The organism is Reyranella sp. CPCC 100927 (assembly GCF_007859315.1).
Lineage (GTDB): Bacteria > Pseudomonadota > Alphaproteobacteria > Reyranellales > Reyranellaceae > Vineibacter.
In genome coordinates, this window is the sequence record NZ_VOHA01000003.1 from 449,146 (window position 1) to 476,086 (window position 26,941).

Genomic DNA, 26,941 nt, shown 5'->3' on the forward strand with positions numbered 1-26,941 from the left:
GCTCGCCCGTTGTTAGCGTTGCAGGAGGGTGAACTTGCCGTTCTTCACGACGGTGAGGAACGTGCTGCGCAGGTCCAGTCCGAGATGGTCGGTCGGCGAGTAGTTGAAGACGCCATCGACGCCGGGGAAGTCCCTGGTCGCCTCGACGGCATCGCGCAGCCGCTTGCGGGTGTCCTCGACCTTGGTGAGATCGGCGCCGCCCTTGACCGCGCGCTCGGCGGCATCGACCGCGATCCGCCCGGCATCCCACGACTGGCCGGGGAAGATGTCGATCTTGTCGGCGCCGAACTTCGCGCCATAGAGCTGGGTGAAGCGCATGATCTCGGCCTTGGCGCCGTAGGCGTCAGGAAGCTCCCGATAGACCAGGAGGGGGCCGGCGCTGATGATCGTGCCTTCGGCCGCGTCCTTGGCAACGTCGATGAACGCGACGATGGCCGAACCGCCGCCGTGATAGGTCGGACCCGTGTAGCCGACGCGGCGGATCGCCTGCTGCGCCAGGGCCGACGACGGCGGGATGGCGTGGAAGTAGACGGCGTCCGGGTTGGCCTGCTTGATCTTCAGCGCCTGGGGCGTGAAGTTCGTGTCGGTGCGCGCGAAGCGCTCGGCCGTCACGATGGTGAGGCCTTTCTCCTGGGCGACCCGTTGCAGTGCCATCCAGCCGCCTTCGCCGTAGGAATCCTCCTGGCCGAAGAAAGCGATCTTCTTGACACCGCGCGCCACCATGTCGTCGACCACGCGCGTCACCTGCAGCTTGTCGGTGCTGGGCGTCTTGAACGTCCACTTTCGCTCGGCCGCCGGTTCGATCACGCTGGCCGCCGAGGCGACCGAGATGTTGGGCACGGCACCCGAATTGATGGTCTCGAGGATGGCCATCGACGCCGGTGTCGTCGAGCAGCAGATCACGAGATGGACCTGATCCTCGGTCACCAGCTTGCGCGTGTTGTTCACGGCCTTGGTCGGATCGGACGCATCGTCGTAGATGATGAAGCGGGGCGTGAACGGAAGGTCCGTGCGCTTGGCGAGCTGCTCTTCCAGCAGCTGAATGCCGTTCTTGGCCGGGATGCCGATCGGTGCCGCGGGTCCGGTCAGGGTGAACACCGCGCCGATCCGCAGTTCGGGCTTGGCGGTCTGCGCCTGTGCCGGGCCGCATGCCATCGCCAGCGATGCGGCCAATCCCAGAGCCAACAGGCCGCCCTGACGGCCATTCATGTTCACGCTCATCGTTGTGCTTCCCCTTCGATGTTCTTTGGTCAGTCGATGTAGTCCGGAATGGCTTGCAGAAGCGGCGCGCTGACAGGCAGGAGGTCGGTGCCGTCCATGCCCTCGACCCCCATGTACTCCTCGAACCAGCGGCGCGGTGGCGGCGCACCCCACAGCGTCTGCCGCCGCTTGTCGTTGAGGTGCCAGCGGATCGGCTTCATCTCCGGATCCGACGTCAGGTAGTCGCCGGTGTAGAGCTCGACGCGGTTGCCGTCGGGATCACGCACGTAGACGAAAAAGGCATTCGAGATGCCATGGCGCGCCGGGCCTCGTTCGATGGAGTCGGCGTAGCCGGCCGACGCGAGCATGTCGCAGGCGCGGATGACGTTCATCGGCTCACCCAGCGCCAGGCCGGCGTGATGCGCCGCCGGGCCGGGGCCTGTCATCACCGCGATATCGTGCACGGTCGACTTGCGGTACAGCCAACTCGCCCAGATCCGGTTCTCCGGCGGATCACCCTCGGTGTATTCGGCGCACTTGAAGCCGAGCTCTTCAGTGTACCAGGCGTAGCCCTTCTGGGCGTCGGGCGTGAGAACGTTCACGTGGTCCAGACGCGTGGGCGCGGCGCCGCGGTGCAGGTGCGACTTCTGCAGCAGCCACTCGACCGGCGCCATCTCGGCATAGAACTCGATCGGAAAGCCCAGAGGATCGCGGATGCGCAGGGTCGGGCCAAGTCCCAGCCGTTCGCCGCGCTGCAGCCACTTCATCGGCAGGTCGAGCGCACCGAAGCGGCGCTCAAGGATGTCGAGGTCGTCCGGCGACGCCACTTTGAAAGCCAGCGCGCCGACGCCGGCGCTGGGTGCCTTGCGCAGCGCGATGCAATGGTGCTCACGATCCTCGATCGCGCGGAGATAGATACGGTCGGCATCGCGCTCGGTCTCGTGCAGTCCCAGCAGATCGACATAGAAGTCGCGCGCCCGCTCCAGGTCGGTGACGCGGAACTCGATATGTCCCAGCCGGACGATGTTCGCCTTGGTCGCCGCCACGTCACTCTCCGCACCACACTGCATGGTGCACAGCGGTTAACACTGGCGGTGCACCAGGCTCTGTATCGAATGATACAGGGACGTTACGAACAGCCGGGCTTCACTCCGAGGCGATCAGCCGAACCCGTCCGGCGCTCGTCGCGACGACGCGCGCGGCGCGCAGCTTGTTGAGCGCACGTGTCACGGTCACCCGGCTGGCGCCGATGAGCGTGGCGATCTGCTCGTGCGTGAGGCTGAGGCTGCCGTCGCGCTCTTCGTCCGGCATCGAGCGCAGGATATAGCGCAGCAGATCGACGATACGCTTCTCGGCCGAGCTGCGGCCGATCTGCGACAGGCGGAACGCCAGCATCCGCTGCTTCAAGGCCGTGACGCGGAAGAAGGCCAACATCAGGTCGGGATCGGCGGTGAAGATGGTGCGCAGCCGGCGCGCATCGATGCGCAACACCGTGACATCGGTTGTCGCCGTTGCCGTCGAGAAACGCGGCAGACCATCGATCGCCGCGCCCTCGCCGCACAGGCCGCCGACGTCGACGACATCGAACAGCACTTCTTCGCCATCGTCGCCGAGCGCCGAGATCCTGACCTGGCCGCTGAGGATGAGGAAGAAGTCGTGACCGACCTCGCCCTGGCGGTAGAGCGTACCGCCCGGGGCGACGCGCATCTGATGGCCGACGCGCGTATCGGCGAGGCACCGCTGGATGAGGTCGGACGGTACCCACAGCGTCTTGCTCATCTGACCGCGCGCCGCGCGCCGCGCCATTGCTGCTCCCTTCAGAAGGCGCTGCATCTTTTCCTTACTATAGAGCGGGTTATTGGCGTCGGCGAGAGCGCTCAGGAGGGATCGTCGTCGTTGGCGTCGGCACCGTTCCCGGTGGGTTTCGGCAGTTTCGCCAGCCGGTCGAGGAGGTCGTAGAGCTGCTCGAGCGCGTCCGGGCCGATGAACTGTGCGATTTCGGCGTACTGCTGCTCGGAGTGGGGCCCGACCGCGGCCAACAGACGCCGCCCGCGTGCCGTGAGGCGCACGATCGTACGGCGCTGGTCCTGCTTGGCGGCGTGCCGCTCCAGGTAACCTTGGCGCTCCAGGAGCGGGACCGTTCGTGACAGGCTTGGCAGCAGGAGGAACGTTTCCTGGGCCAGGCCCTGCATGTCCAGTTCGCCGCGCTCGGCGATGGCCCGCAGGATGCGCCACTGCTGCTCAGTGACTCCATGCGAACGCATCAACGGGCGGAAGCGGGCCATGACGGCTTCCCGTGCGATCAGCAGCCGCATTGGCAGCGAGCGCGAAAAGCTGCGCAGATGGGGTTGGGCATGGCCTTCGTCGGGTGGGATGTCGGTCGGATCCATGGCGGCAGGCGATACCACGGACACGGTCCGGCAAAGAGGGCAAATTCTGCCGGCTCGGCGTGTGTGACCATGCTATCAGACGCCGCCCGGTTTCGCCGGCGACAGGAAGGTCGATGGGGTTGTTGCGTAACAAGTTCATCCTGACGTGTGCGGTCTGGCTGGTGGTGCGGTTCGCGCGCGGGCCCTTGCGCCTGCTGCTGCCGATGCATTTCCGGCGTGAGCTGTTCAGCTATGACCTGCCGGCGCTGCAACTGGTGATCGGCAGTTCGCGCGACGTCGTGCAGCGGGTCCTGGTGCGCGGTGCGGCGCAGTATCCCAAAAGCCGGATCATGAAGCCGCTGTTGGCGCCGCTGATCGGGCGTGGCCTGTTTGCATCGGAAGAGCCTGATGTCGCCACCATCCGCCGCATGTTCGTGCGCGCCATCGCCCAGGTCGATGACCAGGCGGTGGCGGCGGTCAGCGCCCAGCTGTTGGACGCCTACCAGCTGCGCTGGCGCCAGGAGGGCACGCTGCCGCGCCTGCCGGTATCGGCAGAGATGTCGCGATTGACCGTCGATATCGTGTCCGAATGCCTCTTCCGTACCCGTTTCACGGAGGCCGAAAGCGCCGACTTCACGCGCCTGTTCTTCCGGTATCAGCTCCTCGCAAGCCCGTTGCGGCTCTTCCCCTGGGCCGGCACGCGCGTGGTGGCGCCGATCCGGCAAAGACAGCAGCGGCGTGTATCGGTGCGGATGCGGGCCTTGATTCAGACGCGCTTTGTCGACGCCCTGCGCAGTGGTGCTGAACCGATCGCCTCGAGCCCGTTCGCGCGGGCGGTGGCCGAACGCGAGCGTGCAGGCGAGGAGGTCCTGTCGGACGAACGGCTGCTGGACGAGGTGGCGGTCATGCTGCTGGCCGGCCATGAAACCAGCGCGTCGGCCCTATCCTGGCTGATGCGCGAACTGGCCGACGATGCCGATGTGCAGGCCCGGCTGCGCCAGGAAGTCCAGCCGGCGAACCAGCCCGCGACGCGGGTGGGGGCCGGTGCCGATACCTCGCTGCTGCGCTCGCTGATCAACGAGGTGCTGCGGCTCTACCCGCCGATCCCGATCTATCCGCGTGATGCGACCACGGCCGATACGCTTCAGAACGAGCCCATCAGGCCCGGTGCGCTCATGCTGGTGTCGCCCTGGATCATCCAGCGCCACGCCAAGCTGTGGGACGAGCCTTTGGCCTTCAAGGCCGACCGCTTTCGCACGCTGGCCGGCGCCGACACCAGCAACCGCTTCCTGCCGTTCGGGTCGGGGCCGCGGGCCTGTCCGGGCAGCCGGTTCGCCATGGCCGAGATGCAGGCGCTGGTGACGGGCATTGTGCGCCAATTCCAGTTGCGACCGGTAGCTGGTCCGCGCGCCACCCCGCTGGGCAATCTCACGACACGGCCTGATCGCGAAATCTATGTGGCACTCGAACCCGTGGTAGATTGATGGCCGAACCGCCAACATTTGGACACTCTGCATGCGCGTAGGCGCGGTCCTGGTTTCGATCCTCAAGGCGCCGCTGTGGGTCGCCGCGGTGCCCACCGGGGCGAAATCGTTTGTCGGCAACCCGGTGATCGGCAGCGCCCGGCTCAACCGCTGGGGCCTGCATGTGAGCCGCATCCGCGTGGCAGCCGTCCTGGCCGGCTGGCGCCGGCGCTGGCTGGGACGCCATGTGCCGGCCGATCAGCAGGCGGCGTTCGCGCGCGACGGCTTTGTCGTGCTGCCCGATTTCCTGCCGGCGGCGGATTTCGCACGCCTGCGCGCCGAAACGCTGGATACGCCCTGGGATGCCCACGAAATGCGCCAGGGCAGCACCGTGACCCGGCGCATCCTGCTGGACAGCGGCCCCTTGCGCCGCGACAAGCCGGTGCTGGCGGGCTTACTGCGCAGCAGGAAGGTGCTGTCGCTGCTGCGCTACATCGCTTCGCGCGGCGGGGAGCCGGCGTTTTCCATCCAGTGCATCATCGCCAACGCCCACGGCAGCGCCGACGATCCGCAATGCGTGGTGCATGCCGACACGTTCCATTCGACGGCCAAGGCGTGGTTTTTCCTGCATGACGTGGGGCCCGAGGAAGGGCCGTTCCTCTATGTGCCGGGATCTCATGCCCTGACGCCGCAACGGCTGGCCTGGGAGCGCGAGCAGAGCCTGTCGGCGCGCACCCACCCGTCGCGCGATCATGCCGAGGGTTCTTTCCGGATCTCGGCCGAGGACCGGCAGCGGCTGGGCCTGCCGGCGCCGAAATCGATCGCCGTGCGTGCCAACACGCTGATCGTGGCCGACACCTTCGGCTTCCACGGCCGCACGCCGAGCCCGACGCCGACGCGCCGCATCGAGATCTATGGCTCCCTGCGCCGCAACCCGTTCGCGCCGTGGACGGGGCTGGATCCGCTGTCGCTGCCGGGCATCAAGAGCCGGCTAGGCTCGGCGCTGGTGGTGCTGGACAAGCTGGGTATCGCCCGCATGCCGTGGCGGTCGGTCGGCCGCATCCGGCTCGACGCGCCGCCGCAAATTTAGCCCTTGGCCCTTGCCGTGTGCTAGAGCGGCCACAGGGTCGCCAGGGAGCAGTGTGGGCGTGGTACGGCTGGTCGATATCTCGCGCTTGATCGAAAACATGCATCTGCGCACGCCGACCGGCATCGATCGGGTCGAGATGGCCTATGTCCAGCACGTGCTGGCGCGGGCCGCCGGCGAGCGCGAGGCGGTGCGCTTTGTCGTCACGTGGCCGCATCTGACCGGCACCCTGGACGAGGCTTATGTGCGGCCGCTGATCGAGGCCATGGCCGCGCGCTGGTCGACCGACGGCCGCGATCTGCGTGGCGATGCCGCGTTCGCGGCCCTGCGCGACGTGTTGGGCCAGCCCCTGACGCTCGACGGCCACCGCCAGGCCCAGCGCATCGGAGGCCCTGACGACAAGGCGGACGCCGCGCGCCTGCTGCGCACGGCCGAGATCTGCCTGCGGTCGGCTGCCGGGGGTGGCTGGCTGCGCCGCCGGGCGGCGCCGGGGCAGGGCGCGGCCTGGTACTTTCACACCTCCCAATTCCGCCTTCACCGGCCGCAGCGGTTCGCCTGGCTATCGCAGCCGGCGGTCCGCAGCCTGTTCTTTCTTCACGATATTATTCCCATCACGCATGAAGAATACTGCCGGCCGCGCGAGGCGCCGCGCCACGCACAGCGGGTGGCGACGATGGCGCGCCACGCCGACGTGATCGTGGCCAATTCGGCCTTCACCCGCGCGGCGCTGATGGCGCACCTGGATGACCTGGACGTTCCGGCGCCGCCTTGCGAGGTGGTGCCCCTGGGCCTAGCCGACATCTTCCTGGCGCCGCCGCCGACTCCGCCGATTGAAGCCGCGGTGCCGTATTTCGTGGTGATCGGCACCATCGAGCCGCGCAAGAACCTGGCGTTCCTGCTGCAGGCGTGGAACCGCTGGACCGGCGGTGGGCAGACCCGCCAGGCGCGGCTGGTGGTCGTGGGCCGGCGCGGCTGGGAGAACGAGAACGTCATCGACCTGCTGGAGCGCAGCCCGGGACTGGCGCCCACGGTGATCGAGGTGGCCAGCCTCAGCGACGCCGGCATGATCGCCCTGCTGCGGGGCGCCCAGGCGCTGCTGGCGCCGTCGCTGGTCGAGGGCTTCGGCCTGCCCGTGGCCGAGGCCCTGGCGCTGGGGGTACCCGTGATCGCCTCCGCCATCGACGCCCACCGCGAGGTGGGCGGCGACTTCGCGGCGTACATCAACCCACTGGACGGGCCGGGTTGGGTGGCCGCGCTGGAGGCCTATGCCCGACCGGATTCGGAGCGTCGCCGGCAGCGGGCAGCCGCGCTGCATCGCTATCGCCCGCTCGCCTGGAGCGACCACATGGCGCGGGTCGAGGACATCGTTGCGGAAATTGCGGAATAGCGGAAATCGAGATCGATACGTCGAGTCTCGTTCAAAGTACCGTTGCGGAAATTGCGGGAACTGCGGGCGGACCAAGGCGCAAGAGCACCTCGGTCACCCTTTATATAAAATTCTCTATTTGAGAGCAAGAAGAACGTCGAGCCCCTCGCGCATCAGTTCCGGATCGTGCTGCGCACAACGGCACCGCTGCTCACGACGCCGGTGACGGTGCCGATCATGGTCAGGATCTTCTGGACCTCGTTCAACGGCGCCGCAGAGACGTAGAGGATGTCCTTGTTCTGCATAGGGAATTGCCGGGCGTAAAAGTAGGAGCGGGCGTCGCGCATGCTCATCTTGTAGACCACGGGAACGACCTGGGTGCCCGGCTGCACCACGCGAGCAGGGTCGATCTGCCGAGCCAACGCCACCGGTTCAAAGCGGAACAGGAAGACGCCGTCCGGGTCGGCCTGGAGGTCGAGCAGGCCACCGGCCTTGGCAATGGCTTCCTCCATCGATAGCTCGATCTGCTCGAAGGGAATCTGGGCATTGCGCGGGGCGGCGCCGAAGGCCGTGAAGGTCTGCGGCTGGCGGACCGCGGTGATGACATCGCCGGGCAGCACGAAGATGTTTTCTGACGGGTTGTTCAGAATGGCCTGCATGGGCACGGTGACCGTACGGCCACCGCGCAGCAAGGTGATGAACGTTTCGTGCACGGGCGCGCGAATGCCGCCGGCCGAGGAGAGCACGTCGAGCAGCCGGTCGCCGCGGACCGTGAGCGGGATGCGGGCGCCTTGGGTGACCTCGCCGGTGACGGTGGCGGTGTTGCTGATGTTGCGCGAAATGGTGACCAGCGCTTGAGGCTCGATGGCCTTTCCGGTGAGCTGGGCGACGATCTGCTCCTCGATCTGCGGCGGCGTAAGCCCCAGCACGCGCACGCGGCCGGCATAGGGGACGGTGATGGAGCCGTCCTGTGCCACCGTCTGGTCAGGGATGTTGACCGAACGCGAGCCGGTGCTGGCGCGGTCCACGATGGGCGAGGAGAAGAGGCCGCCGGCGGCGGCTTCCCAGATGGTGACGGCAATACCGTCGCCGACGCCGACGCGCTGCAGGGGGGCCGGGCGACCATCGCCGAAGCGGCCGCGGAAGCTGTCGCCGCGGCGCTGTTGCACCAGCTGGGCGATGCGTTCATCGACGTCGACGATCAGGAAGCGGGACAGCTCGTCGCGTGAGACCTGCGAGACGACATCGGATGCCAGGGGACCTTGGGTCGGCAGGGTGCCGCAGGCCGCCAGGCTGAGAGAAAGGCCGGCCGCGGCCAGAACCGTCGCTACGCGCTGCATCTTGAACTCGTTTTTGTTCCCCAAGGGCGGCGCAATGTACTGAGGCGACAGGGGGATTGACAAGGAAGGGGGCTGCACCGCCGGCAGTAAAAAGCTGGGACAAATCCTCAGGGGCATGCGGTCGGTCGCCTCTTGACACTGACGGGGCCGGGTGGTGCATCTCTCGCTGCGTCGAGCGCCGAGGGCAGTATGGCAAGAGGCATTGATCCATGAATTTTGCAGTAGAGCGACTGAAAATCGAAGATCTTCTGCTGATCCGCACGAAGCGCTTCGAGGATCCGCGCGGTTACTTCATGGAGACATGGTCGCAGGACGCTTTCGAGCAGCTGGGTATCAAGGCGACCTTCGTGCAGGATAACCAGTCGCTCTCGGCAAAGCCGGGCACCGTGCGCGGGCTCCATTTCCAGACGCCGCCTTATGCTCAAGCCAAGCTCGTCAGGGTGTTGCAGGGATCAATATTCGACGTGGCGGTGGATGTGCGGCTGGGCTCACCGACGTTCGGCGAGTGGTGCGGCCTGACACTGACGGCCGACAGGCCGGAGCAGTTCTATATCCCGGCAGGGTTCGCGCACGGCTTTGTCACCCTGGCGCCAGATACAATCGTGTCCTACCGGGTGGATGCGCCTTATGCGCCCGCATGCGATGGCGGCATCCAGTGGAACGATCCGGCGCTCAAGATCGAATGGCCATTCAACGTGGCGGACGCGGTGTTGTCGGCCAAAGACGCCGCCCTGCCGCGACTGGCCATATTTAAGAGCCCATTTCGGTGGCAGAAGGTCGCTGACGCGAAGGCAGCGGCACTGGCCTGACGGCCGGTAGGGGTTCGGGAGCAATGACTCTTCTAGTGTTTGGCGCCAGCGGCCAGCTAGGCCATGAAATCGGTGGCGCTGTCGCCAGCCGCAATCTGGCGGCCGTGCTGTTGTCCCGGGCGGATGCCGACATTGCCGATCGGGCGGCCGTCGTGTCGGCTGTGGAAGAGGCTCGGCCCAGCGTGGTGATCAACGCGGCGGCGTACACCAAGGTCGACAAGGCGGAGGATGAGTCCGAGCAGGCTTACCGGGAGAACCGCGACGGGCCAGCGTTGCTGGCCGAGGTCTGCGCCACCCGTGGCTTGCCGTTGATTCATGTCTCGACCGACTACGTCTTCGACGGCAGCAAGCCGACGCCTTACATCGAGACGGACCCCGTCGCGCCGCTGGGCGTTTACGGGACGTCGAAAGAAGCGGGCGAGCGCGCGATCCGGGAGCGGCTGGAGCGCCATGTCATCCTGCGCACAGCCTGGGTCTACGGCGTTCACGGCAACAATTTCCTGAAGACCATGCTCAATCTGGCGCGCACCAAGGAGAGCTGGGGCGTGGTGGCAGACCAGCGCGGCAACCCGACCGCGACCGCGGATCTGGCTGACGCGATCCTGATAGCGGCGGTGCGCGCTGATGGGCGATCCAACGGTGTTTGGGGTACGTACCATTTCGCCGGCTCGGGTGCTGCGACGTGGCATGATTTCGCCAGCGAGATCGTATCCGCCCAGGCGGCCGTCACAGGCCGGCAGCCAGAGGTGCGTGCGATCACCACGGCCGACTATCCGACCAGGGCACGGCGGCCGGCGAATTCTTGTCTCGACAGCACGCGCTTCGAGACGGTTTTTGGTATGAAAGCCAGGCCATGGGCCGAGCGAACCCGCGAGGTGGTGGCGGCGCTGTTGTCGACATCGACCAGGTGAGATGGGGCGGCGAAGGACACACTGTATGAAAGGCATCATTCTGGCCGGCGGTTCGGGAACAAGATTGGCCCCGATCACGACGGTGCTCTCCAAGCAGCTGTTGCCCGTCTATGACAAGCCGATGATCTACTATCCGCTGTCGACCTTGATGCTGGCAGGGATCACGGAGATCCTGATCATTACTACGCCACGCGATCAGGCGCTGTTCCGGGAGTTGCTGGGGGACGGCTCCCGGATTGGGCTGTCGCTCTCTTACGCGGTGCAGGCCGAACCACGGGGATTGGCGGACGCCTTTATTGTTGGGCGCACGTTCGTCGGCAACGAAAGCGTCGCGCTGATTCTCGGTGACAACCTCTTCTACGGTGAAGGTCTGACCGACCTGATGCGAGGAGCCGCAATCAGACCCGCGGGCGCGACGGTGTTCGCCTATCGGGTAGCCGACCCCGAGCGCTATGGCGTGGTCGAACTGGGCCAGGACGGGCGCGCGCTTTCCATCGAGGAGAAGCCGACGCGGCCGAAGTCGAACTATGCCGTGACGGGTCTGTATTTCTATGACAACCGCGTGCTCGAGATCGCAGCGTCGCTGAAACCCTCGCCACGCGGCGAGATCGAAATCACCGATGTGAATCGGGCGTACATCGAGGCAGGGGCTCTCTACGTTGAGATGATGGGCCGCGGCTTCGCCTGGCTGGACACCGGGACTTGTGATTCGTTGCTCGATGCAGCGCAATTCGTGCAACTGTTCGAGCGCCGACAAGGCATGCGTATCGGCTGCATCGAGGAGGTGGCGTTCCGATGTGGGCTGATCGGCGCTGAGCAGCTGCGCGTGCTGGCGCACGGTTGCGGGAAGTCCGGCTATGGACAGTATCTCCTCGGCGTTGCCGACGGCATGGCGTGAGCGCGGCGGGCAACGACGATGTTGTTCAACATGGAGGCGGATCACGGGCATGTGGTGACGGGCTATTTTGTCTCGGACAGGTTCACCGGCACGTCCGTGATCAGGATCGTGGGCAGCGGCATCGAACCGATTACGTTCGAATGTAATGAAACGCGGCCCCAGTTGGTCACTGCCGGTCGCCACGAGACCGGTTGGTGCGGATTCAGCTTCGACCAGAACCTGATCCCGGGCCTGGCCGACATGCAGGACCTTGAGCTCCACGACCCCGAGACCGGGCTCGTTCTTTACCGCCGGCGGCCGGCCGAATCTGTCATCAAGCAGAAGCTTCTTCGGCTGGAGACACACCTCGTACCGCTATCGCAGCTGGACGATGCGCTCGATGGTTCCTTCAGGTTCTTCTACAAGGGGATGGAGCAGTTCGGCCGCGAGACGACGGCCCAGATCATTCTGTTGGACTACGCCGACTCGATCTACGCCAGTGGACGGATACTCTACAAGCAGTACGAGTATTTCCTCGAAGATCGTGGATTCCGCGCCATCTGCCTGCTGCACGACCCGTATGACGAACTCGCAGAGCGCCTTCTCATGTTGACTGACGCTGCGCACGGCGACATGGGGGCGCTCGATGAGCGGGACAGCATGTCTTTCGAGGCAGCGATCGAGTTCGCTGCCTCGCTTGATCTTTCCGACGAAAGACAGCTGCGACGCGCTTTCCGCAACATATCCGCCGAGGACGCCTTCACCTTCGCCGACCCTGCCGTGCGCAGCCTGGGTGCGCGCACGCCCGACGAAACGCCGCAGGATTCGACCATGGCCGCGGCGCTGGAGGTGCTGTCCAACTGCGCCGTGGTCGGTCTGCGCGAGTACCCTGACTTGTTCCTGGAGGGATTGGGCGCGCAGCTCGGCATCGATCCGGCGGCTCTACCGCCCATTCCCCGGTCGAGCGCCGTGACTGCTTTGGGGCGGGTTCTCCGCGAGATCAAGGCCGTCAAGAATCTGATCGAGCGCGACCTGGAATTGTATGGTCACGTCAAAGCTGCAGTGGAAAAAACGTTGTGATTCCAATAGGTTTCACGCTAGTTAGCTGGAAGCGGTAACCCGGGAACGGATGGCGATGGACGGTGACATCGGACAACAGCCGCGCGCCCGGCGACGGCAGGAGCGCCTCGTCACCGACGTGACTCCGGCGTCGGGAATCGTGGCGCGAGCCTACCGGAGCATGCGCAGCCTGATGCCGCTGCGCCAGCGTCAGCTCGAGATCGACGCGGAATCGGGCCTGGCGCCGTTTCCCACGACACGGGGGCGTTTTCCGCTGGTGCTGGTCAGCTTCATCGCCTGCGTTGTCCTGCCGGCCTTGGCCGCTCAGATCTATTTCATCTTCATCGCGTCGGATCAGTACGTCGCCGAGGCGCACGCCGTGGTGCGGTCGGCCGAGCAGGAATCGGCCGTCCAATCCGCCATGGCAAAGTCGGGATCGTCGGGAGCAGGGGCCAATTCCACGTCGGCGCTCTCGATGTCGACGCTCGGTCCCAACGCCTATGTCGTCACCAACTACATTCGCAGTCGCGCCGTAGTGGACGATCTTGCCAAGACGATGGATCTCCGCGCGATCTTCCGACGGCCGGAGGCCGATTTCTGGGCGCGATTGAAGAGCGACGCCAAGGTCGAGGATCTGGTCGATTATTGGAAGGACATGGTCACGACATATGTCGATGGTCCCTCCGGCATCGTCACGGTGAAGATCCGCGCCTTTCGGCCTGATGATGCGCTGGCGCTGACGCGGGCCGTCCTCCAACTCAGCGAGCAGCTCGTCAACGAAATGTCGGATCGGGCGCGGCAAGACGCCATGCGCTTTGCCGAGCGCGAGGTGGAACGTGCGGATGGCCGGGTTCGTACGGCGCTGACGGACCTGCGCCGCTATCGGGATGACGAAGGCCTGATTGACCCGATCAAGACCGCCGATGAGACCGGGAAGCTGTTGTTGCAGCTTCTGGCGGAAAAGATACGGCTGGAAAGCGATCTCTTCGTCGCCTCACGATCATTGACCAGGAACGCTCCGTCGATCCAGAACATGACAGCTCGCCTCGAGATCACCGACGTGCAGATCGCGCAGCTGAAAGAGAAGATGACGGGGCAGAGCTCCGAGATCCGAAACATCGCGGCCAAACTGTCGAAGTTCGAGGAACTCGAGGTCCAGCGGCAGTTCTCGGAGCGGCTGTTCACCATGGCGCAGGATGGACTCGAACGGGCGCGCATGTCAGCCGAGCGACAAGCCGTCTATCTCACCGTTTTCGTGCCACCGTCACTGCCGGAAGATTCGCTCTATCCCCGCCGTGTCGCTTTCTCGATCCTGGCGCCGCTGGCGCTATTCGTTGTGTGGAGCATCGTCGCGCTGATCTGGGCCTCGGTGGAGGATCATCGGGTGTGAGAAATTGGCGAGTGGAATGTCCACGCAAGTTAAAGCCATGAAACTCCCGTCCACCCTATCTTCGCTGCGACGGATCGGGCAGCGCATCAAGCTGTCGCAAGAGCAACGGCTGATTGACGGGAGTGGCCTGTTCGACCGGACGTTCTACCGCGCGTCATATCCTGATGTAGCGCAGTCCGATCTCGATCCGGTACTTCACTACGCACTGCACGGTCATGAGGAGGGACGCAACCCATCCGCCGCATTCAATACGAAACAGTACAGACGACGGCACCGGTTGGCGGAGACCCAAAATCCGTTGATCCACTACATCAAGACCCGCCGTCGACGGAGAATCTCCAAGGCGCCATCCAGTCTGGAAGACATTGCGGCGTGGCAACTCGAGTCGGACGAGATCGAGCTCGCGACGCTTCCGCCGCCGGGTGAAATCGGCGTTTTCATTCACTTGTTCTACGATGATCTCGCCAAGGAAATACTCGCGCTTCTCGACAACATTCCGTATCCATATCGAGTCTATATTTCGACGGACACGACAGCGAAACAGCGCAGCATAGAAGTGGTCCTGGCTGAGCTTTCGTTAACCGAGAAAGCAGTCATCAAGGTTTTGCCCAATCGAGGATGGGACATTGGTCCTTTCCTTGTCGGTTTCGCCAGCGAGATCGCAAGCCATGACATTTGCCTCAGGCTGCAGGGCAAGAAGTCGACTTCCGAAGATCCGAAGTATGGCATCGAGTGGAGACGGCATATTTTCTCCGAACTCGTGGGGCATCCCATCCTCGTTCGCCGGATCGTATCGCTGTTGATGAGCTACGCCGACCTCGGCATCGTCATGCCGAGCCACTGGGACGGCATTTCGAGATGGCTGAGCGTCGGGAGCAATGTTGATGCCATGCAATCCGTGCTCAGGCGACTGTCGGTGGACGTTCGGCTGCGCCGGGACCAGAAGGTCGAGTTTGCGAGCGGCTCGATGTACTGGTTCCGATCACGGGCGCTTGGCCCGTTGCTCGACCTCAAGCTTGGCTGGGATGATTTTTCGCCGCCCGATGAAGGCGTGCGTGATGCAACGTTTGCGCACGGGATAGAGCGATCGCTGCTGTTCTGTGTCGCGAAAGGTGGCCTCCGCTGGTCGTTTTCGCCTGTGAAGCGGCTGTTGTCCGAGATGACAGAGCAGGTGTGCCAACAGATTATCGAGCAGAGTGGCGCCTTCGACAAAGGCTACTACCTGGAGAAATACCGTGACGTCGCTCGCAATCAGTGGGATCCCGTCAAGCATTACGTCCACGAAGGTTGGAAAGATAACAGAAATCCTGCGCCTGATTTCAATGGGAGATACTACAAAGACCTGATCGAAAAGGCCGGCTATGTTGATGTCAATCCTTTGGTCCACTTTTTGATGGTGGGTCGCGCGCGCGGCCTTAGTGCACAGCGCAGGCTCGTGGGCCAGGCGACGATCGTCGTCGACGATCTGTACGGCGCCTACAGGCGTGCGGAGGATGCACCGACATACGTGCAGGAAACGACTCCCTCGATTCACCCCAGTGCTGTCAAGGCGATCGCCTTTTACCTGCCTCAGTTTCATCCCTTCGAGGAGAACAACCGCTTCTGGGGACGCGGATTTACCGAGTGGACCAATACGACCAAGGCGCAACCGATGTTCGAAGGGCATTACCAGCCGAGGTTGCCCGGTGAGCTTGGGTTCTATGATACGCGCATCAAGGACGTCATCAAACGGCAGATGGAATTGGCGCGACAGTACGGTATCCACGGCTTCTGCCTTCACCACTATTTCCTGGAGGGCAGGCCCGTCATGCGCGTGCCCTACAATCACATCCTCGCGGACAAAAGCCTTGATCTGCCGTTTTGTTTACATTGGGCCAACGAGCCGTGGACGGCGCAATGGGACGGTGAAGCGCGGCAGCAGGGGACGCTTCTGACACAGCGTCATACGCCGGAAGACGATCTGGCCTTCTTCAAAGACATTGAGCCGGCGATCACCGATTCGAGATACATCACCGTGGACGGCAGACCGTTGCTGCTGATCTACCGGCCCAGCCTGTTTCCGAACATTAGGGCGACGGTCGAGCGATGGCAGGCATGTTGTCGGGCCATCGGTCTGCCGCCTCTATTCCTTGCCGCCATGCAGACGATATTCGACGGCGATGTGGATCCGCGGGCGTTCGGCTTCGATGCGGCTGTGGAGTTTCCACCGCACAACCTGCCAATCCCGAATGTTTCCGGATCAGTCAGTCTCTACGATCCAGGTTTCGAGGGAGCGATCTTCGATTATCGGGCGGCCGTCGAAAAGGCTTTGGCCCGGCAGGCACCTTCGTACCCCTGTTTCCGGGGCATCGTGCCGGACTGGGATTGCACGCCGCGGCGTTCGACCCCCGCCATGTTCATCAACAGTCACCCCGCGGTGTACAGGGAATGGTTGGAAAAGATCTGCGTGCAGACACATGACCGGCTTCCGGTTGACCGACAGTTCGTTTTCATCAACGCGTGGAACGAGTGGGCAGAGGGCGCATATCTTGAGCCCGACCGGAAGTACGGATATGCCTATCTACAAGCGACTGCTGATGCGTTGAACGGAGCGTCAAGGGCACCGCCGCGCATCGGCGCCGGGCGTGATCGGCCCGGCGTCGTACTGTCTGCTCAAGCTGGGGAGTAGTCCGCGATGCTGACTGCGCCCTCGCATCGGAGCAAGCGATGACGGCAGTACTGAGTCACCTGCTTGCGCCGTTCCGCAGACCCGACGTCGTAGACAATCCGCTCCTCGACAATGCCATTGGCCGGCCACTCGCCAGCGCCCTGCATCGGCTCGCCAGCAGATACTGGTTGCGGCAGCAACGCCATTTGCTGTCACGTACGACTGCGCCGCTTCGTTTTGATGCCGAATGGTACTTGGCGCGCTATCGCGACGTACAGATGGCACGCGTTGATCCGCTCGTTCACTATCTTGAGCACGGCGTATCGGAAGGCCGCGATCCTCATCCGCTGTTTCATGCTCCTTGGTATCTCTTTCAGACGGAGGCATCCGAGGAAATCAAGGCTAATCCGCTGGGACACTATTTGAAGGAAGGTGCAGCTCAGGGGCTTTCTCCCCATCCGCTCTTCGATCGCGAATACTATCGAAAGTCAAATCCGGACGTGGCCGCGAGCGGCATGGATCCGTTGACTCACTTTCTGCTTCATGGCGACAAGGAGAGGCGCTCGCCTCATCCGCTGTTCAATGCTGAATTCTACTTGAGAACCAATCCGGATATACGCGCGGAATCCGGTGCATTGCGTCACTACCTGACCAGTGGCGGTGCAGAAGGACGCTGGCCTCATCCAGTATTTGATGCACAGTACTATTTTCGGCTGTATCCGGAACTCGAGCGGGCGGCGAATCCGCTTGTTCACTATCTGATGCAATCGCTGGAGTTGCGGCGCCTACCGCATCCGCTCTTCGATGGGGGATATTTTCGGATGCTGTCTGCTCTCTCTCCGAGAGCGGCAATAGATCCGTTGGTGGACTACGTCGAGTGGCTTTCAAATGTTGATCCTGCTCTTGCCCGGGGCGGAATGACCTACAGCCTGCCCCCGATGCGAGAGTCGGTTCGTGACGATTCGCGATCCCCGCTCCAGAAGCAGCCACTCGTCTCCATCCTGATACCAACCTACAACTCAGACCGAGAGCTGCTGACGGTGGCAGTGGACAGCGTGCGCGCGCAGACCTATCGGAACTGGGAGTTGGTCATCGTGGACGATGGTTCCCCGGCGGCGCACATGGGGCCGTTGCTGGAGATGCTCGCGGCCCGCGATCCGCGCATCAGGACAGCCAGGTTGTCACGCAACAGCGGCATCTCGGAGGCGACGAATGAGGCCCTCCGCCTGGCGAAGGGGGACTACATAGCCCTGGTTGATCACGATGACTTGCTGGTGCCGGAGGCGATCGAGGAGGTGCTGTACGCAATGGATGGCCAAGGTGCCGATGTGGCGTACAGCGATCAGGCGTATAGCTCAGCCGAAGGAACCTTCGAGTCACCGTTCTATAAGCCAGACTGGTCTCCAACGCTGTTTGCCGGCGTCATGTATGTCGGGCATCTCCTTGTTGTGCGTCGCGCGTTGGCCGTGGCAGTCGGCGGCTTCGACAAGGCTTATGATCGCGTGCAGGACTTCGAGTTCATGTTACGGGTCAGCGAGCGCGCCGACGAGATCGTCCATGTGCCAAGAATGCTGTATCACTGGCGACGCGCGCCGGGCAGCGTCGCCGCCGACGCCAACGCCAAGGGCAAGGTTGAGCCGGTACAGTGCAAGGCGGTCAATGCCCATTTCATGCGGACTGGCTTTCCCGCAGAGGCGACACCGCATCCGGACCTGCCACATCGCCTCACGATCAAGCCGAACAGTCGCCTGTCGTACCCGGACATAGAGGCCCTCGTTTGTGGCTGGAAGCGCCCATCAAACGCTGTTGCCGCGTGCGTCGCTCGACTCGAAGACAAGAGATCGCGGCTGGCAAATGTCCGCGTGATTTCCCCTCGGTCCGCTAGGGGGGCGCTGGAAAGTGGCGGCAGCCTGAACGCGCCGCTGGCCGATGCGCTGGCTGAAGCTCTCGACACTATGTCGTCTCGCTACCTCCTTTGGATCGATCCGCTCGTTCAGATCGATAATCCGCGTTGGCTGGACTATCTACTGCTGTATGCGGAACAGCCGGACGTCGCGTTCGTCGGTCCTCATTTGTATCACCGCGATGGTCGGGTCGGTGCCGCCGGGCTTGTGCTCGACAAAGCCGGGCTCTTGCCTGCCATGCCGGGTTTTCGGCTAGGTGACGACGGCTACGCGGGTGCGCTCGCCTGTGATCGGGAAGTATTCGCGTTGTATCCGGCCCTGATGATGATCGATACCGCCGTTCTGCGGACGCTTGGTGGGTTCGATCGGGCTTTCGTCTCGCCATACTATCTTTTCGGCGAGGCGGCTGCCCGCGCCGTATGGGCGGGCTATCGTAACATCGGAATCGCTACGGCGCTCACGACCGTGGATGGCGACTACCTGGCCATGCCGGCGGAGGCGGCCATCGATGCCATGCTTTTCCTGGAGAAGCACGGAAGCAACAAGAACCTCGTTGATCCACGCTACAGTCCGAACTTTGCGTCCGGGAGAGCCGATTACACCTAGCTGCCAACAGACAATGTCTCGCCGGCAGTCGGAGAACCAGGGCCCATGAATCTTTGTTTCGTCGCGCATTGCAACTTCCGCGGTAACAGCGCGATGCATGTTTTCAGTCTGGCGACCGAGCTTACCAAGCTGGGACATGAGTGCGTGATTGTGGTGCCTGACAGCCCCGAAACCGTTCATGAGCACGGCGAGCCAAGCTTTGGTGTGCTGGACTATGAAACTGCGTGGAAGAAGGGCATCGCCTTCTCCAACACGCAGGGACCAGATCTGGTGCATGCCTGGACGCCACGCGAGCACGTCCGTCAGATCACGACGAAGATGACGCGACGATACCGCTGTCGGCATGTCGTCCACATGGAGGACAACGAGGAGCAGGTCGTCCGGGACGAACTGCGGGGATTTAGCGATACCGATATCCTGTCCCTGCCGCACGATGTGATAGACGGACTGATCGGCCCGCACCGATCCCATCCGTATCGTTACCGCCGTTTCATGGAAGCGGCCGCGGGTTACTCTTGCTTGATCGACAATCTACTGGAATTCAAGCCGGCGGATGTTCCCGGCATGGTTTTCTGGCCGGGCTTTGATACGCCGTTCGAGAATGTCTCTGCGGAGGATCGCCGCGCGCGCGCCAAGTACGGTATCGACGAACGCGACATCGTGATTCTCTACTCGGGAAACGTCCATCCCTCCATCGCGACCGATATCCAGAAACTCTATGCCACAGTCGGCTTGCTCAGACATTACGGCCTGCCGGTCAAACTGGTGAGAACCGGCTGGACCTATGCTTCTCTGGGTTTTGCCGATGCGGCGGATCTTTCGGACTACGTGATCGATCTTGGGTTTGCGCCAAGAGCGGACATCCCGGTTCTGGTCGGGATGTCCGATATCCTGATTCAGCCGGGACGCAGCGATCCATTCAATGATTACCGTTTCCCGTCGAAACTTCCTGAATATCTGGTTTCCGGCCGGCCCGTGATTCTGCCTGATACCAATATTGGCAAGGCTCTTGAGGACGGCAAGCACGTCCTCAAGCTCTACGACGGTTCAATCGCTGAACTGCTGCGTGCCGTTCGAGCGTTAATCGAGTCCCCATCGTTGGGGCAGGAACTGGGCCGCAACGCACGGGCCTTTGCGCAGCGTTTTCTGACGTGGCCGCGCGCGGCGGCGGCGCTCGACGAGCTGTACCGGCGCATCCCGGCATCGCCGCCCGCAACGGCGGTGCCGGGAGACGAGCTTTCTCGGAAAGCATCGGATAGGAGCGTGTACGGCGAAGAAGCGACGACAGACCATGGTAATACGACCGCCAAGGCGCTGCCGCTCGTACGGTTTCCTGTCAAATTGATAGCATTCCGGCATCCACATTCCCGCCAAGGCGATAGAGTTGGCCAACAGACGACAACCAACCCGCTTGTCATGCATGAAGAGACTTCTCTCGCGAGGGAGCACGGGATACACGGCTTCTGCTTCCATGAATGGGCTCACGCTGACCGCGGATCAGAAGACGATTCCCTGCTCGGCGAATGGATCTCGGCGCAAGGCCTCGATTTTCCGTTCTGCGTCTGCTGGAACCTGGAGCCAGATCCTGCAATCGACCGGTCCGGAACGATCACCACGGCTCCATGGTTCGAAAGGCAATTCGTCGAGCGGCTTCTGCCCATACTCGATGATCGGCGGTACATTCGGGTAGACGGCGCTCCGCTGCTGCTCGTGCGTGACAGCGCCCCTGCCCGCGACCGTGTCGGGGCAACGCAGGCATGGCGGCAGCTTGCCAGGGACCATGGCATCGATCGACTCCATCTGTGCGCGATTGAGTCCATCGGTACCCGCTGTCAGAGGCCGCTTGGGTTCGATGCCGCAGTTGAAGCGCCGTCGGCAGGAGGCAGCAAGCTGCCATCGGCGACGTGGTCGAATGACTATATTGCCGTTGCCCTGAGAAGCATGAACCAGCCACCGATCGATCACGTCAGGTACAGGTGCGTGCTCCCTCCTGGAGATGGCGTCCGGGACAATATGGTCGATCCGCGTCTCATCAACGATAGCCCGAAAGCCTACGGCCAATGGCTCCGCTACGGGGTGCGCGAAGCGATGCGGCGGCGCCAGCAACAGGAACCGCTTGTGTTCATCGACGGATGGAACCAAGGAGCGATCGGGACATGTCTGCAGCCCAACGGACGGCACGATCGATCATTGCTCAAGGTAACGTACGACGCCTTGTCTGAAGGCATCATCGACTGTGGAAGGGGGCCGACGCCCGAGAGGGAACGGGAGTTTGCAGCACGGATCGCACGTCTGGCCTGAGTGGATTCAGTCGACTGTGCGCCGTGAATTCGCGTTAACGGGATGACGACCACGACGGAGAAGCAAGGCAACGATGACCAACAAAACCGCACTGATTACAGGCGTGACGGGCCAGGACGGCGCTTTTCTTTCCGAGTTTCTCCTCGGGAAGGGGTATACGGTGCACGGCGTGAAGAGGCGTTCGTCGTCGTTCAACACCCAGCGGGTTGATCACCTCTACAAGGATCCGCACGAGGGGGATGCGCGGTTCCTCATGCACTATGGCGACATGACCGATACGTCCAACCTTGTGCGCATTATCGCGGAAGTTCGGCCGGATGAAATCTACAACCTGGCAGCCCAGAGTCATGTGAAGGTTTCGTTCGAAACGCCGGAGTACACCGCCAACGCGGATGGCCTCGGAACGCTGCGCCTGCTGGAGGCGATCCGGCTCCTGGGATTGACCCGCCACACGCGGTTCTACCAAGCATCCACCTCAGAGCTTTACGGTCTGGTCCGGGAGGTTCCGCAGCGGGAGACAACACCATTCTATCCTCGGTCTCCCTACGGCGCCGCGAAGCTCTATGCCTACTGGATCACGGTGAACTACCGCGAAGCCTATGGAATCCATGCGTCGAACGGCATCCTGTTCAACCACGAAAGCCACCTTCGTGGCGAAACGTTCGTGACCCGCAAGATCACCCGTGCCGTGGCAGCCATAGAACTCGGGCGTCAGGAGTGCCTGTACATGGGCAATCTGGATGCGAAACGGGACTGGGGACACGCCCGGGATTACGTCGACGGAATCTGGCGCATCCTGCAGCAGGACCAGCCGGATGATTATGTACTGGCGACTGGTGAAGCGCATTCGGTGCGGGAGTTTATCGAGCTTGCCTTTGCACAGATCGGACGCCGCATCGAATGGCAAGGCAAAGGTGTGGATGAGCGCGGCGTCGAGACCGGTACGGGGCGGGTGCTGGTGCGCATCGATCCGACCTACTTCCGACCGACGGAAGTTGACCTCCTGATTGGCGATGCGTCCAAAGCGCATGCCAAGCTGGGGTGGACCCACAAAACCAGCTTCCTGGATCTGGTTCGGGAGATGGTCGCCGCAGACCTGGATCTCATGAAGCGCAGCGATTCCGCCAGCAGCTCCGTTCGAGCAAAGGAAGCGCCGTGATAGGGACGCCGCCCTTCGCGCTGTCAGGGCGCCGCGTCTTCGTCGCCGGCCATCGTGGCATGGCCGGTTCGGCGCTGGTGCGCAGGCTGACACGCGAGGGATGCGAGATCATCACCGCCGACCGCAAGACCCTGGACTTGAGACGGCAGGCCGACACTGAACACTTCTTCAATCGCGAAAAGCCTGACATCGTCATTGTGGCCGCCGCCCGCGTTGGCGGGATAAAGGCTAATAATGATCTTCCGGTGGACTTCCTCGCCGACAATCTCGCGATCGAACTCAATACCATCAGGTCCAGCTTTGATGCCGGCGTCAGGCAGCTGCTTTTCCTTGGCTCGACGTGCATCTATCCACGCTTGGCTCAGCAGCCGATGGGCGAGGATCAGCTTCTGACAGGACCTCTGGAGCCGACCAACGAATGGTATGCGGTCGCCAAGATTGCCGGAATCAAGTTGTGCCAAGCCTACAGGCGCCAATATGGAGTGCGGTACGTTTCGGTGATGCCAACCAACCTCTATGGGCCGGGAGACAACTATCATCCGGAGCACAGCCACGTCGTCGCTGCTCTCATCCGGCGGTTTCACGAGGCCAAAGTGTCCGGAGCCGACTCGGTGACGGTTTGGGGAACCGGCACGCCGCGACGAGAGTTCCTTTACGTTGACGATTTCGCCGATGCGTGCGTTCACGTGTTGAAGAATTATGACGATGAACAGATTCTCAACATCGGCGTTGGCAAGGACATCTCGATTGCCGAGTTTGCAAGGACTGTCGCCACGGTCGTAGGATTCGGAGGCACGCTGGCTTTCGATTTGTCGAAGCCGGACGGAACGCCGCGAAAGCTGGTCGATGTCACGCGGTTATCAGAGTTGGGCTGGCGTGCCTCGACGAGGCTCAAGGAAGGCGTGGCCCTCGCCTATGCCGACTTTCTGAGAGGCAGGGCGACGACTGCAGCTTGACCAACAACGCAAGGTGCGGTGCCTCGTGCCTGTACACACGCGGAGATCCGAACGCATGGCCAGGTTTCCTTCGAAGAGCAGCATGTTCCGCTTCATGCGTGAGGCAGGCGTCGAGATCGGGACGGTGCTGGACGTCGGTGCTCAGGAGGATACAGCGGAACTCCGCCTGGCCTTTCCCGACAAGCGCCATATCCTGTTCGAGCCGGCTGTGGAGTTCCATGCGGCGCTGAAAAGGAACTATGGCGCCCTGGATCACGTGCTTGTTCCGGCGGCGCTGTCCGACAGCGACGGGCAGGGGATGCTTCGCAAGGCGTCGATCGACGGAGGCGCTGTCAGCCATTCGAGTCTGGTTGACTCGGCCGACGGCGGGCCGATCGAACCCGTCGCCCAGATGCGGCTCGATACCTTCATGAAAGGCCAGGATTGCCCCAAGCCGTATCTGCTCAAGGTCGATGTCGACGGCTATGAACTCCCCATCCTGCGCGGTGCCGAGGGCATTTGGAACGACATTGCCTGCATCATTGTCGAAGCGCCTGTCGACACGTTCTTCGAGAGAACAAGCTTCATCATGGCGCGGGCGTTTCGGGTGTTCGATATTGTCGACCACTGCTACTACCATGACATGCTGTCGCAGGTTGACATGGTATTTGTCGCCGAGAGGGTGATGCAAAATCCCAATTTGCGACCTTGGCAGACAAAACCGTTTGCATGGAGCCATTGGGAGCCAGTCGCGGGCCTGGAGAGCAGGATCAAGGAACGACCGGCGGCTTCAGCAAAACCGGCGCGGGGCATAGCGCATCTCATTGCCAAGGCAAGATCATTTGCCGGCCGGTAGCGTCCATCTATTGCAGTAACGTCAAATGCTTCAAGAGAATGCTGATTAAATCCGGATTCGAAGGATTCGGGTGTCCATCAGCGGGACGATTTGGTACGCACGTGGATGGGTATTGGTCTATGTTGTTCCGTCGTTTAAGTGCATGGGCATGCGACGTTTTTGCGAGCGCCGACAAGGGCCGCGACGGGTGCTGAGCGGTGGAACGTCCTGGTGGGAGGGCCACAGGTGAAGGTGACAGTCGAAAAAACGGAGATCGCGGATCTCGTCGTTGTCAGTCCTGAAGTATTCGAAGATGCACGCGGCTTCTTTATGGAAGTCTACAAGGATAGCGAGTATGCCCCTTTAGGGCTGCCCTCGCAGTTCGTGCAGTTCAATCACTCCGGGTCAGTCAAGAATACCGTGCGGGGCCTGCACTTCCAGTGGGACCCTCCGATGGGCAAGTTGATGCGCGTCGCGCGCGGAACGGCATTTCTGGTGGCCGTCGATATCCGCAAGGGATCGCCAACGCTGGGGAAGCACAAAGCGTTCACTTTTTCGGAGCGTGACCGCAAGCTGGTCTGGGCACCGGCAGGCTTCGCTCGGGGTTTCGCCGTGCTCAGCGATTTCGCCGAGATCGAGTACCTGACCACGGGCGCATACAACTCAAAGGGTGAGTCGGGAATCCTGTGGGACGATCCAGCCCTGGGAATTGCCTGGCCCGTAAACGAACCAATCCTGTCGGGCAAGGATCAGAAGGCCCAGACCCTGGCGCAGTGGCTGGATCGGTCCGAGTCATCGTTTTTCAAGGTGTAGACGGAGCTTGTCATGAAGGTCGTTGTTGCGGGGGGCGCCGGGTACATCGGTTCGTTGCTCGTGCCTCGTCTGCTGTCGCGGGGTTACGAAGTCCGCGTGGTCGATTTGCTCTGGTTCGGCAACGAGCTTCCGGCGCAGACCGAAGTCATCAAGAAGGGCGTTCTGGACATCACGGAGGCGGATCTCAAGGGGGTTGATGCTGTCATCTTCATCGCCGGACTCTCGAACGACCCAATGGCGGAGTATTCGCCATCGCAGAACTTCATCGAGAACGCTTCCAGTCCGGCATATCTGGCCTACACAGCCAAGCGAGCCGGTGTGCGGCGCTTCATTCATGGCGGATCGTGTTCGGTCTACGGGTACACGGTCAACGAGCTCTATGATGAGACGTCACCAGCAGTCTGCGGCTATCCCTACGGCATTTCCAAGTTGCAGGGCGAGTTCGGGTGCACGCAGCTTGCCGATGACAAGTTCTCCGTCATCGCTATGCGCAAGGGTACAGTCTGCGGCTACAGTCCGCGCATGCGCTTGGATCTCGTGATCAACACGATGTTCAAGAGTGCGATGAAGGACAAGGTTATCATCGTCAACAACCCCTCGATCTGGCGACCCATCCTCGCCATCCGTGACGCCGTGGACGGCTACATCCGGGCGCTCGAGGCAAGCCCGGAGATTTCCGGGATCTTCAATATTGCGTCCGGCAACTACACCATCGGCGAGGTCGCGGACTATGTCGCCGAGGGCGTCAAAGATTACGCCGGTGTCGAGGCGAACATTCTGGTTCGGAATGTGCAGGATTTTCGAAATTACAAAGTGACCTGGGAAAAAGCGACCAAGGTCTTGGGCTTCAAGCCACGGTTTGACGCCAAGGACATCGTCAAGGAATTGGCTGAGAACGTCAGTAAGTTTTCTGACTTCGACAATCCGCGCTACTACAATATCCGGACCTTCCAATCACTCGGTCGGAAGCCGGAGGAGGGTATGTGATGAAGGCGGCAGTCATAGGGGCTAACGGCCAACTGGGTACGGATCTGGCCGCCGCCCTCGAGCAGGAAAGCTATGATGTTGCCCGGATCACGCATGCCGATCTGGAGATCGGCGATCCTGCGGCTGTTCGCACGGTGCTGGGTCAGGTTCGTCCAAACATCGTGATCAACACGGCCGCCATGCACAATGTGGAAGCCTGTGAACAGGAGCCGGAAAGAGCTTACCAGGTCAACAGTATCGGCGCTCGCGCGCTGGCTCAGTATTGCGCCGAGAACGGCGTATACCTGCTTCACGTCAGCACCGACTACGTGTTCGACGGCAAGAAGAAGAAGCCCTACGTGGAGACAGATGCGCCATTGCCCCTGAATGTTTATGGCAACAGCAAGGTGGCGGGTGAGTCTTTTGTCCTTTCGACTGGCGATACTGGCGCGGTGCTGCGTGTGTCAGGCATCTATGGCACCAACAAATGTCGCGCCAAGGGCGGGCTCAATTTTGTGCAGTTGATGTTGAAGCTAGCGGACGAGCGTGAAGAAGTCAGGGTCGTCGACGATGAGATCCTAACTCCAACCAATACGATCGACATCGCTCGGCAGGTTGTACGCCTGTGTGATGCGCGGGCGCCGGGACTTTTCCACGGCACCGCTCATGGTCAGTGTTCATGGTACAGGTTCGCGCAGGAGATATTCTCATTGGCGGGAAAGGGAGTGCGGTTGCTGCCGGCCCGTCCCGGGGAGTTTCCGGCCAAAGTTCCCCGGCCAAGCTATTCCGTTCTGGAGAACCAGGCGCTCAAGTCGCTCGGGCTGGATGTCATGTCGGACTGGGAGAGTGGGCTGAAGCGCTACCTATCCACCAGGTAAGGAGTCATGGGTTTTAGCGCACGCCT

General features: G+C 62.4%; 22 protein-coding genes. 17 read left to right on the forward strand and 5 right to left on the reverse strand.

Features of this window, described 5'->3' with window-relative positions:
• Nucleotides 1-12: 12 nt before the first annotated feature.
• The 4 genes from FQU96_RS11550 to hpaR all read right to left on the reverse strand — a co-directional run bounded on the left by FQU96_RS11550 (nt 13) and on the right by hpaR (nt 3,590).
• On the reverse strand, nt 13-1,221 hold the full coding sequence (locus FQU96_RS11550) for an ABC transporter substrate-binding protein (RefSeq protein ID WP_146541269.1): 1,209 nt from the start codon (nt 1,219-1,221) through the stop codon (nt 13-15).
• A 29-nt stretch (nt 1,222-1,250) separates the two neighbouring features.
• On the reverse strand, nt 1,251-2,246 hold the full coding sequence (hpaD, locus tag FQU96_RS11555; RefSeq protein WP_218574686.1) for a 3,4-dihydroxyphenylacetate 2,3-dioxygenase: 996 nt from the start codon (nt 2,244-2,246) through the stop codon (nt 1,251-1,253).
• A gap of 100 nt (nt 2,247-2,346) precedes the next feature.
• Nucleotides 2,347-3,033 (reverse strand): Crp/Fnr family transcriptional regulator, encoded by a 687-nt coding sequence (locus FQU96_RS11560; protein ID WP_146541273.1) that lies wholly within the window; start codon nt 3,031-3,033, stop codon nt 2,347-2,349.
• Between the two features lie 44 nt (nt 3,034-3,077).
• A complete protein-coding gene (hpaR, locus tag FQU96_RS11565) occupies nt 3,078-3,590 on the reverse strand; it encodes a homoprotocatechuate degradation operon regulator HpaR (RefSeq protein WP_146541275.1) in 513 nt (170 codons plus the stop codon).
• Between the two features lie 113 nt (nt 3,591-3,703).
• Between hpaR and FQU96_RS11570 the strand changes: the two genes are divergently transcribed.
• Genes FQU96_RS11570 through FQU96_RS11580 form a run of 3 tightly spaced genes read left to right on the forward strand, consistent with a single transcriptional unit; the run spans nt 3,704 to nt 7,506 of the window.
• Complete coding sequence (locus tag FQU96_RS11570; RefSeq protein WP_146541277.1) at nt 3,704-5,053, forward strand: cytochrome P450; 1,350 nt, start codon at nt 3,704-3,706, stop codon at nt 5,051-5,053.
• A 31-nt stretch (nt 5,054-5,084) separates the two neighbouring features.
• Nucleotides 5,085-6,122, forward strand: a complete 1,038-nt coding sequence (locus tag FQU96_RS11575; RefSeq protein WP_146541279.1) for a phytanoyl-CoA dioxygenase family protein — start codon at nt 5,085-5,087, stop codon at nt 6,120-6,122.
• A 58-nt stretch (nt 6,123-6,180) separates the two neighbouring features.
• Nucleotides 6,181-7,506 (forward strand): glycosyltransferase family 1 protein, encoded by a 1,326-nt coding sequence (locus tag FQU96_RS11580; protein ID WP_146541281.1) that lies wholly within the window; start codon nt 6,181-6,183, stop codon nt 7,504-7,506.
• A 152-nt stretch (nt 7,507-7,658) separates the two neighbouring features.
• Here FQU96_RS11580 and FQU96_RS11585 read toward each other — a convergent pair whose 3' ends face one another.
• Nucleotides 7,659-8,825 (reverse strand): polysaccharide biosynthesis/export family protein, encoded by a 1,167-nt coding sequence (locus FQU96_RS11585; protein ID WP_146541283.1) that lies wholly within the window; start codon nt 8,823-8,825, stop codon nt 7,659-7,661.
• A 209-nt stretch (nt 8,826-9,034) separates the two neighbouring features.
• Here FQU96_RS11585 and rfbC (FQU96_RS11590) point away from each other — a divergent pair, with 209 nt between their 5' ends.
• The 14 genes from rfbC (FQU96_RS11590) to rfbD (FQU96_RS11655) all read left to right on the forward strand — a co-directional run bounded on the left by rfbC (FQU96_RS11590) (nt 9,035) and on the right by rfbD (FQU96_RS11655) (nt 26,915).
• A complete protein-coding gene (rfbC, locus tag FQU96_RS11590; protein ID WP_146541285.1) occupies nt 9,035-9,634 on the forward strand; it encodes a dTDP-4-dehydrorhamnose 3,5-epimerase in 600 nt (199 codons plus the stop codon).
• A gap of 23 nt (nt 9,635-9,657) precedes the next feature.
• Nucleotides 9,658-10,545 (forward strand): dTDP-4-dehydrorhamnose reductase, encoded by an 888-nt coding sequence (gene rfbD, locus FQU96_RS11595; protein WP_146541286.1) that lies wholly within the window; start codon nt 9,658-9,660, stop codon nt 10,543-10,545.
• Nucleotides 10,546-10,570: 25 nt separating this feature from the next.
• Complete coding sequence (gene rfbA, locus FQU96_RS11600) at nt 10,571-11,443, forward strand: glucose-1-phosphate thymidylyltransferase RfbA (protein ID WP_146541288.1); 873 nt, start codon at nt 10,571-10,573, stop codon at nt 11,441-11,443.
• 18 nt (nt 11,444-11,461) lie between these two features.
• On the forward strand, nt 11,462-12,502 hold the full coding sequence (locus tag FQU96_RS11605; protein WP_146541290.1) for a hypothetical protein: 1,041 nt from the start codon (nt 11,462-11,464) through the stop codon (nt 12,500-12,502).
• 55 nt (nt 12,503-12,557) lie between these two features.
• On the forward strand, nt 12,558-13,871 hold the full coding sequence (locus FQU96_RS11610) for a capsule biosynthesis protein (protein WP_146541292.1): 1,314 nt from the start codon (nt 12,558-12,560) through the stop codon (nt 13,869-13,871).
• 16 nt (nt 13,872-13,887) lie between these two features.
• On the forward strand, nt 13,888-16,539 hold the full coding sequence (locus FQU96_RS11615) for a glycoside hydrolase family 99-like domain-containing protein (RefSeq protein WP_146541294.1): 2,652 nt from the start codon (nt 13,888-13,890) through the stop codon (nt 16,537-16,539).
• 38 nt (nt 16,540-16,577) lie between these two features.
• Complete coding sequence (locus FQU96_RS11620; protein ID WP_146541296.1) at nt 16,578-19,028, forward strand: glycosyltransferase; 2,451 nt, start codon at nt 16,578-16,580, stop codon at nt 19,026-19,028.
• Between the two features lie 45 nt (nt 19,029-19,073).
• Complete coding sequence (locus tag FQU96_RS11625; RefSeq protein WP_146541298.1) at nt 19,074-21,329, forward strand: glycoside hydrolase family 99-like domain-containing protein; 2,256 nt, start codon at nt 19,074-19,076, stop codon at nt 21,327-21,329.
• Nucleotides 21,330-21,402: 73 nt separating this feature from the next.
• Nucleotides 21,403-22,488 (forward strand): GDP-mannose 4,6-dehydratase, encoded by a 1,086-nt coding sequence (gene gmd, locus FQU96_RS11630; RefSeq protein ID WP_146541300.1) that lies wholly within the window; start codon nt 21,403-21,405, stop codon nt 22,486-22,488.
• Entirely contained in the window at nt 22,488-23,444 is a 957-nt protein-coding gene (locus tag FQU96_RS11635) for a GDP-L-fucose synthase (RefSeq protein WP_146541640.1), read from the forward strand. Before gmd ends, FQU96_RS11635 begins: the two co-directional genes overlap by 1 nt.
• A 55-nt stretch (nt 23,445-23,499) precedes the next feature.
• A complete protein-coding gene (locus tag FQU96_RS11640; RefSeq protein WP_146541302.1) occupies nt 23,500-24,279 on the forward strand; it encodes an FkbM family methyltransferase in 780 nt (259 codons plus the stop codon).
• Between the two features lie 225 nt (nt 24,280-24,504).
• A complete protein-coding gene (gene rfbC / locus FQU96_RS11645; protein ID WP_255467972.1) occupies nt 24,505-25,071 on the forward strand; it encodes a dTDP-4-dehydrorhamnose 3,5-epimerase in 567 nt (188 codons plus the stop codon).
• Nucleotides 25,072-25,083: 12 nt separating this feature from the next.
• The gene (locus FQU96_RS11650; RefSeq protein WP_146541304.1) at nt 25,084-26,058 is read left to right on the forward strand and encodes an NAD(P)-dependent oxidoreductase; all 975 of its coding nucleotides are present in this window, start codon (nt 25,084-25,086) and stop codon (nt 26,056-26,058) included.
• Nucleotides 26,058-26,915: a dTDP-4-dehydrorhamnose reductase gene (gene rfbD, locus FQU96_RS11655; RefSeq protein ID WP_146541307.1), complete on the forward strand. Its 858-nt coding sequence runs from the start codon at nt 26,058-26,060 to the stop codon at nt 26,913-26,915. Before FQU96_RS11650 ends, rfbD (FQU96_RS11655) begins: the two co-directional genes overlap by 1 nt.
• Nucleotides 26,916-26,941 lie beyond the last annotated feature (26 nt).

Coding starts and splice junctions, on each gene's coding strand:
- FQU96_RS11550 (WP_146541269.1), bottom strand. CDS start 1,221: ATGAGCGTGAACATGAATGGCCGTCAGGGCGGCCTGTTGGCTCTGGGA.
- FQU96_RS11560 (WP_146541273.1), bottom strand. CDS start 3,033: ATGCAGCGCCTTCTGAAGGGAGCAGCAATGGCGCGGCGCGCGGCGCGC.
- hpaR (WP_146541275.1), bottom strand. CDS start 3,590: ATGGATCCGACCGACATCCCACCCGACGAAGGCCATGCCCAACCCCAT.
- FQU96_RS11570 (WP_146541277.1), top strand. CDS start 3,704: ATGGGGTTGTTGCGTAACAAGTTCATCCTGACGTGTGCGGTCTGGCTG.
- FQU96_RS11575 (WP_146541279.1), top strand. CDS start 5,085: ATGCGCGTAGGCGCGGTCCTGGTTTCGATCCTCAAGGCGCCGCTGTGG.
- FQU96_RS11585 (WP_146541283.1), bottom strand. CDS start 8,825: ATGCAGCGCGTAGCGACGGTTCTGGCCGCGGCCGGCCTTTCTCTCAGC.
- rfbC (WP_146541285.1), top strand. CDS start 9,035: ATGAATTTTGCAGTAGAGCGACTGAAAATCGAAGATCTTCTGCTGATC.
- rfbD (WP_146541286.1), top strand. CDS start 9,658: ATGACTCTTCTAGTGTTTGGCGCCAGCGGCCAGCTAGGCCATGAAATC.
- rfbA (WP_146541288.1), top strand. CDS start 10,571: ATGAAAGGCATCATTCTGGCCGGCGGTTCGGGAACAAGATTGGCCCCG.
- FQU96_RS11605 (WP_146541290.1), top strand. CDS start 11,462: ATGTTGTTCAACATGGAGGCGGATCACGGGCATGTGGTGACGGGCTAT.
- FQU96_RS11610 (WP_146541292.1), top strand. CDS start 12,558: ATGGACGGTGACATCGGACAACAGCCGCGCGCCCGGCGACGGCAGGAG.
- FQU96_RS11615 (WP_146541294.1), top strand. CDS start 13,888: ATGTCCACGCAAGTTAAAGCCATGAAACTCCCGTCCACCCTATCTTCG.
- FQU96_RS11620 (WP_146541296.1), top strand. CDS start 16,578: ATGACGGCAGTACTGAGTCACCTGCTTGCGCCGTTCCGCAGACCCGAC.
- FQU96_RS11625 (WP_146541298.1), top strand. CDS start 19,074: ATGAATCTTTGTTTCGTCGCGCATTGCAACTTCCGCGGTAACAGCGCG.
- gmd (WP_146541300.1), top strand. CDS start 21,403: ATGACCAACAAAACCGCACTGATTACAGGCGTGACGGGCCAGGACGGC.
- FQU96_RS11640 (WP_146541302.1), top strand. CDS start 23,500: ATGGCCAGGTTTCCTTCGAAGAGCAGCATGTTCCGCTTCATGCGTGAG.
- FQU96_RS11650 (WP_146541304.1), top strand. CDS start 25,084: ATGAAGGTCGTTGTTGCGGGGGGCGCCGGGTACATCGGTTCGTTGCTC.
- rfbD (WP_146541307.1), top strand. CDS start 26,058: ATGAAGGCGGCAGTCATAGGGGCTAACGGCCAACTGGGTACGGATCTG.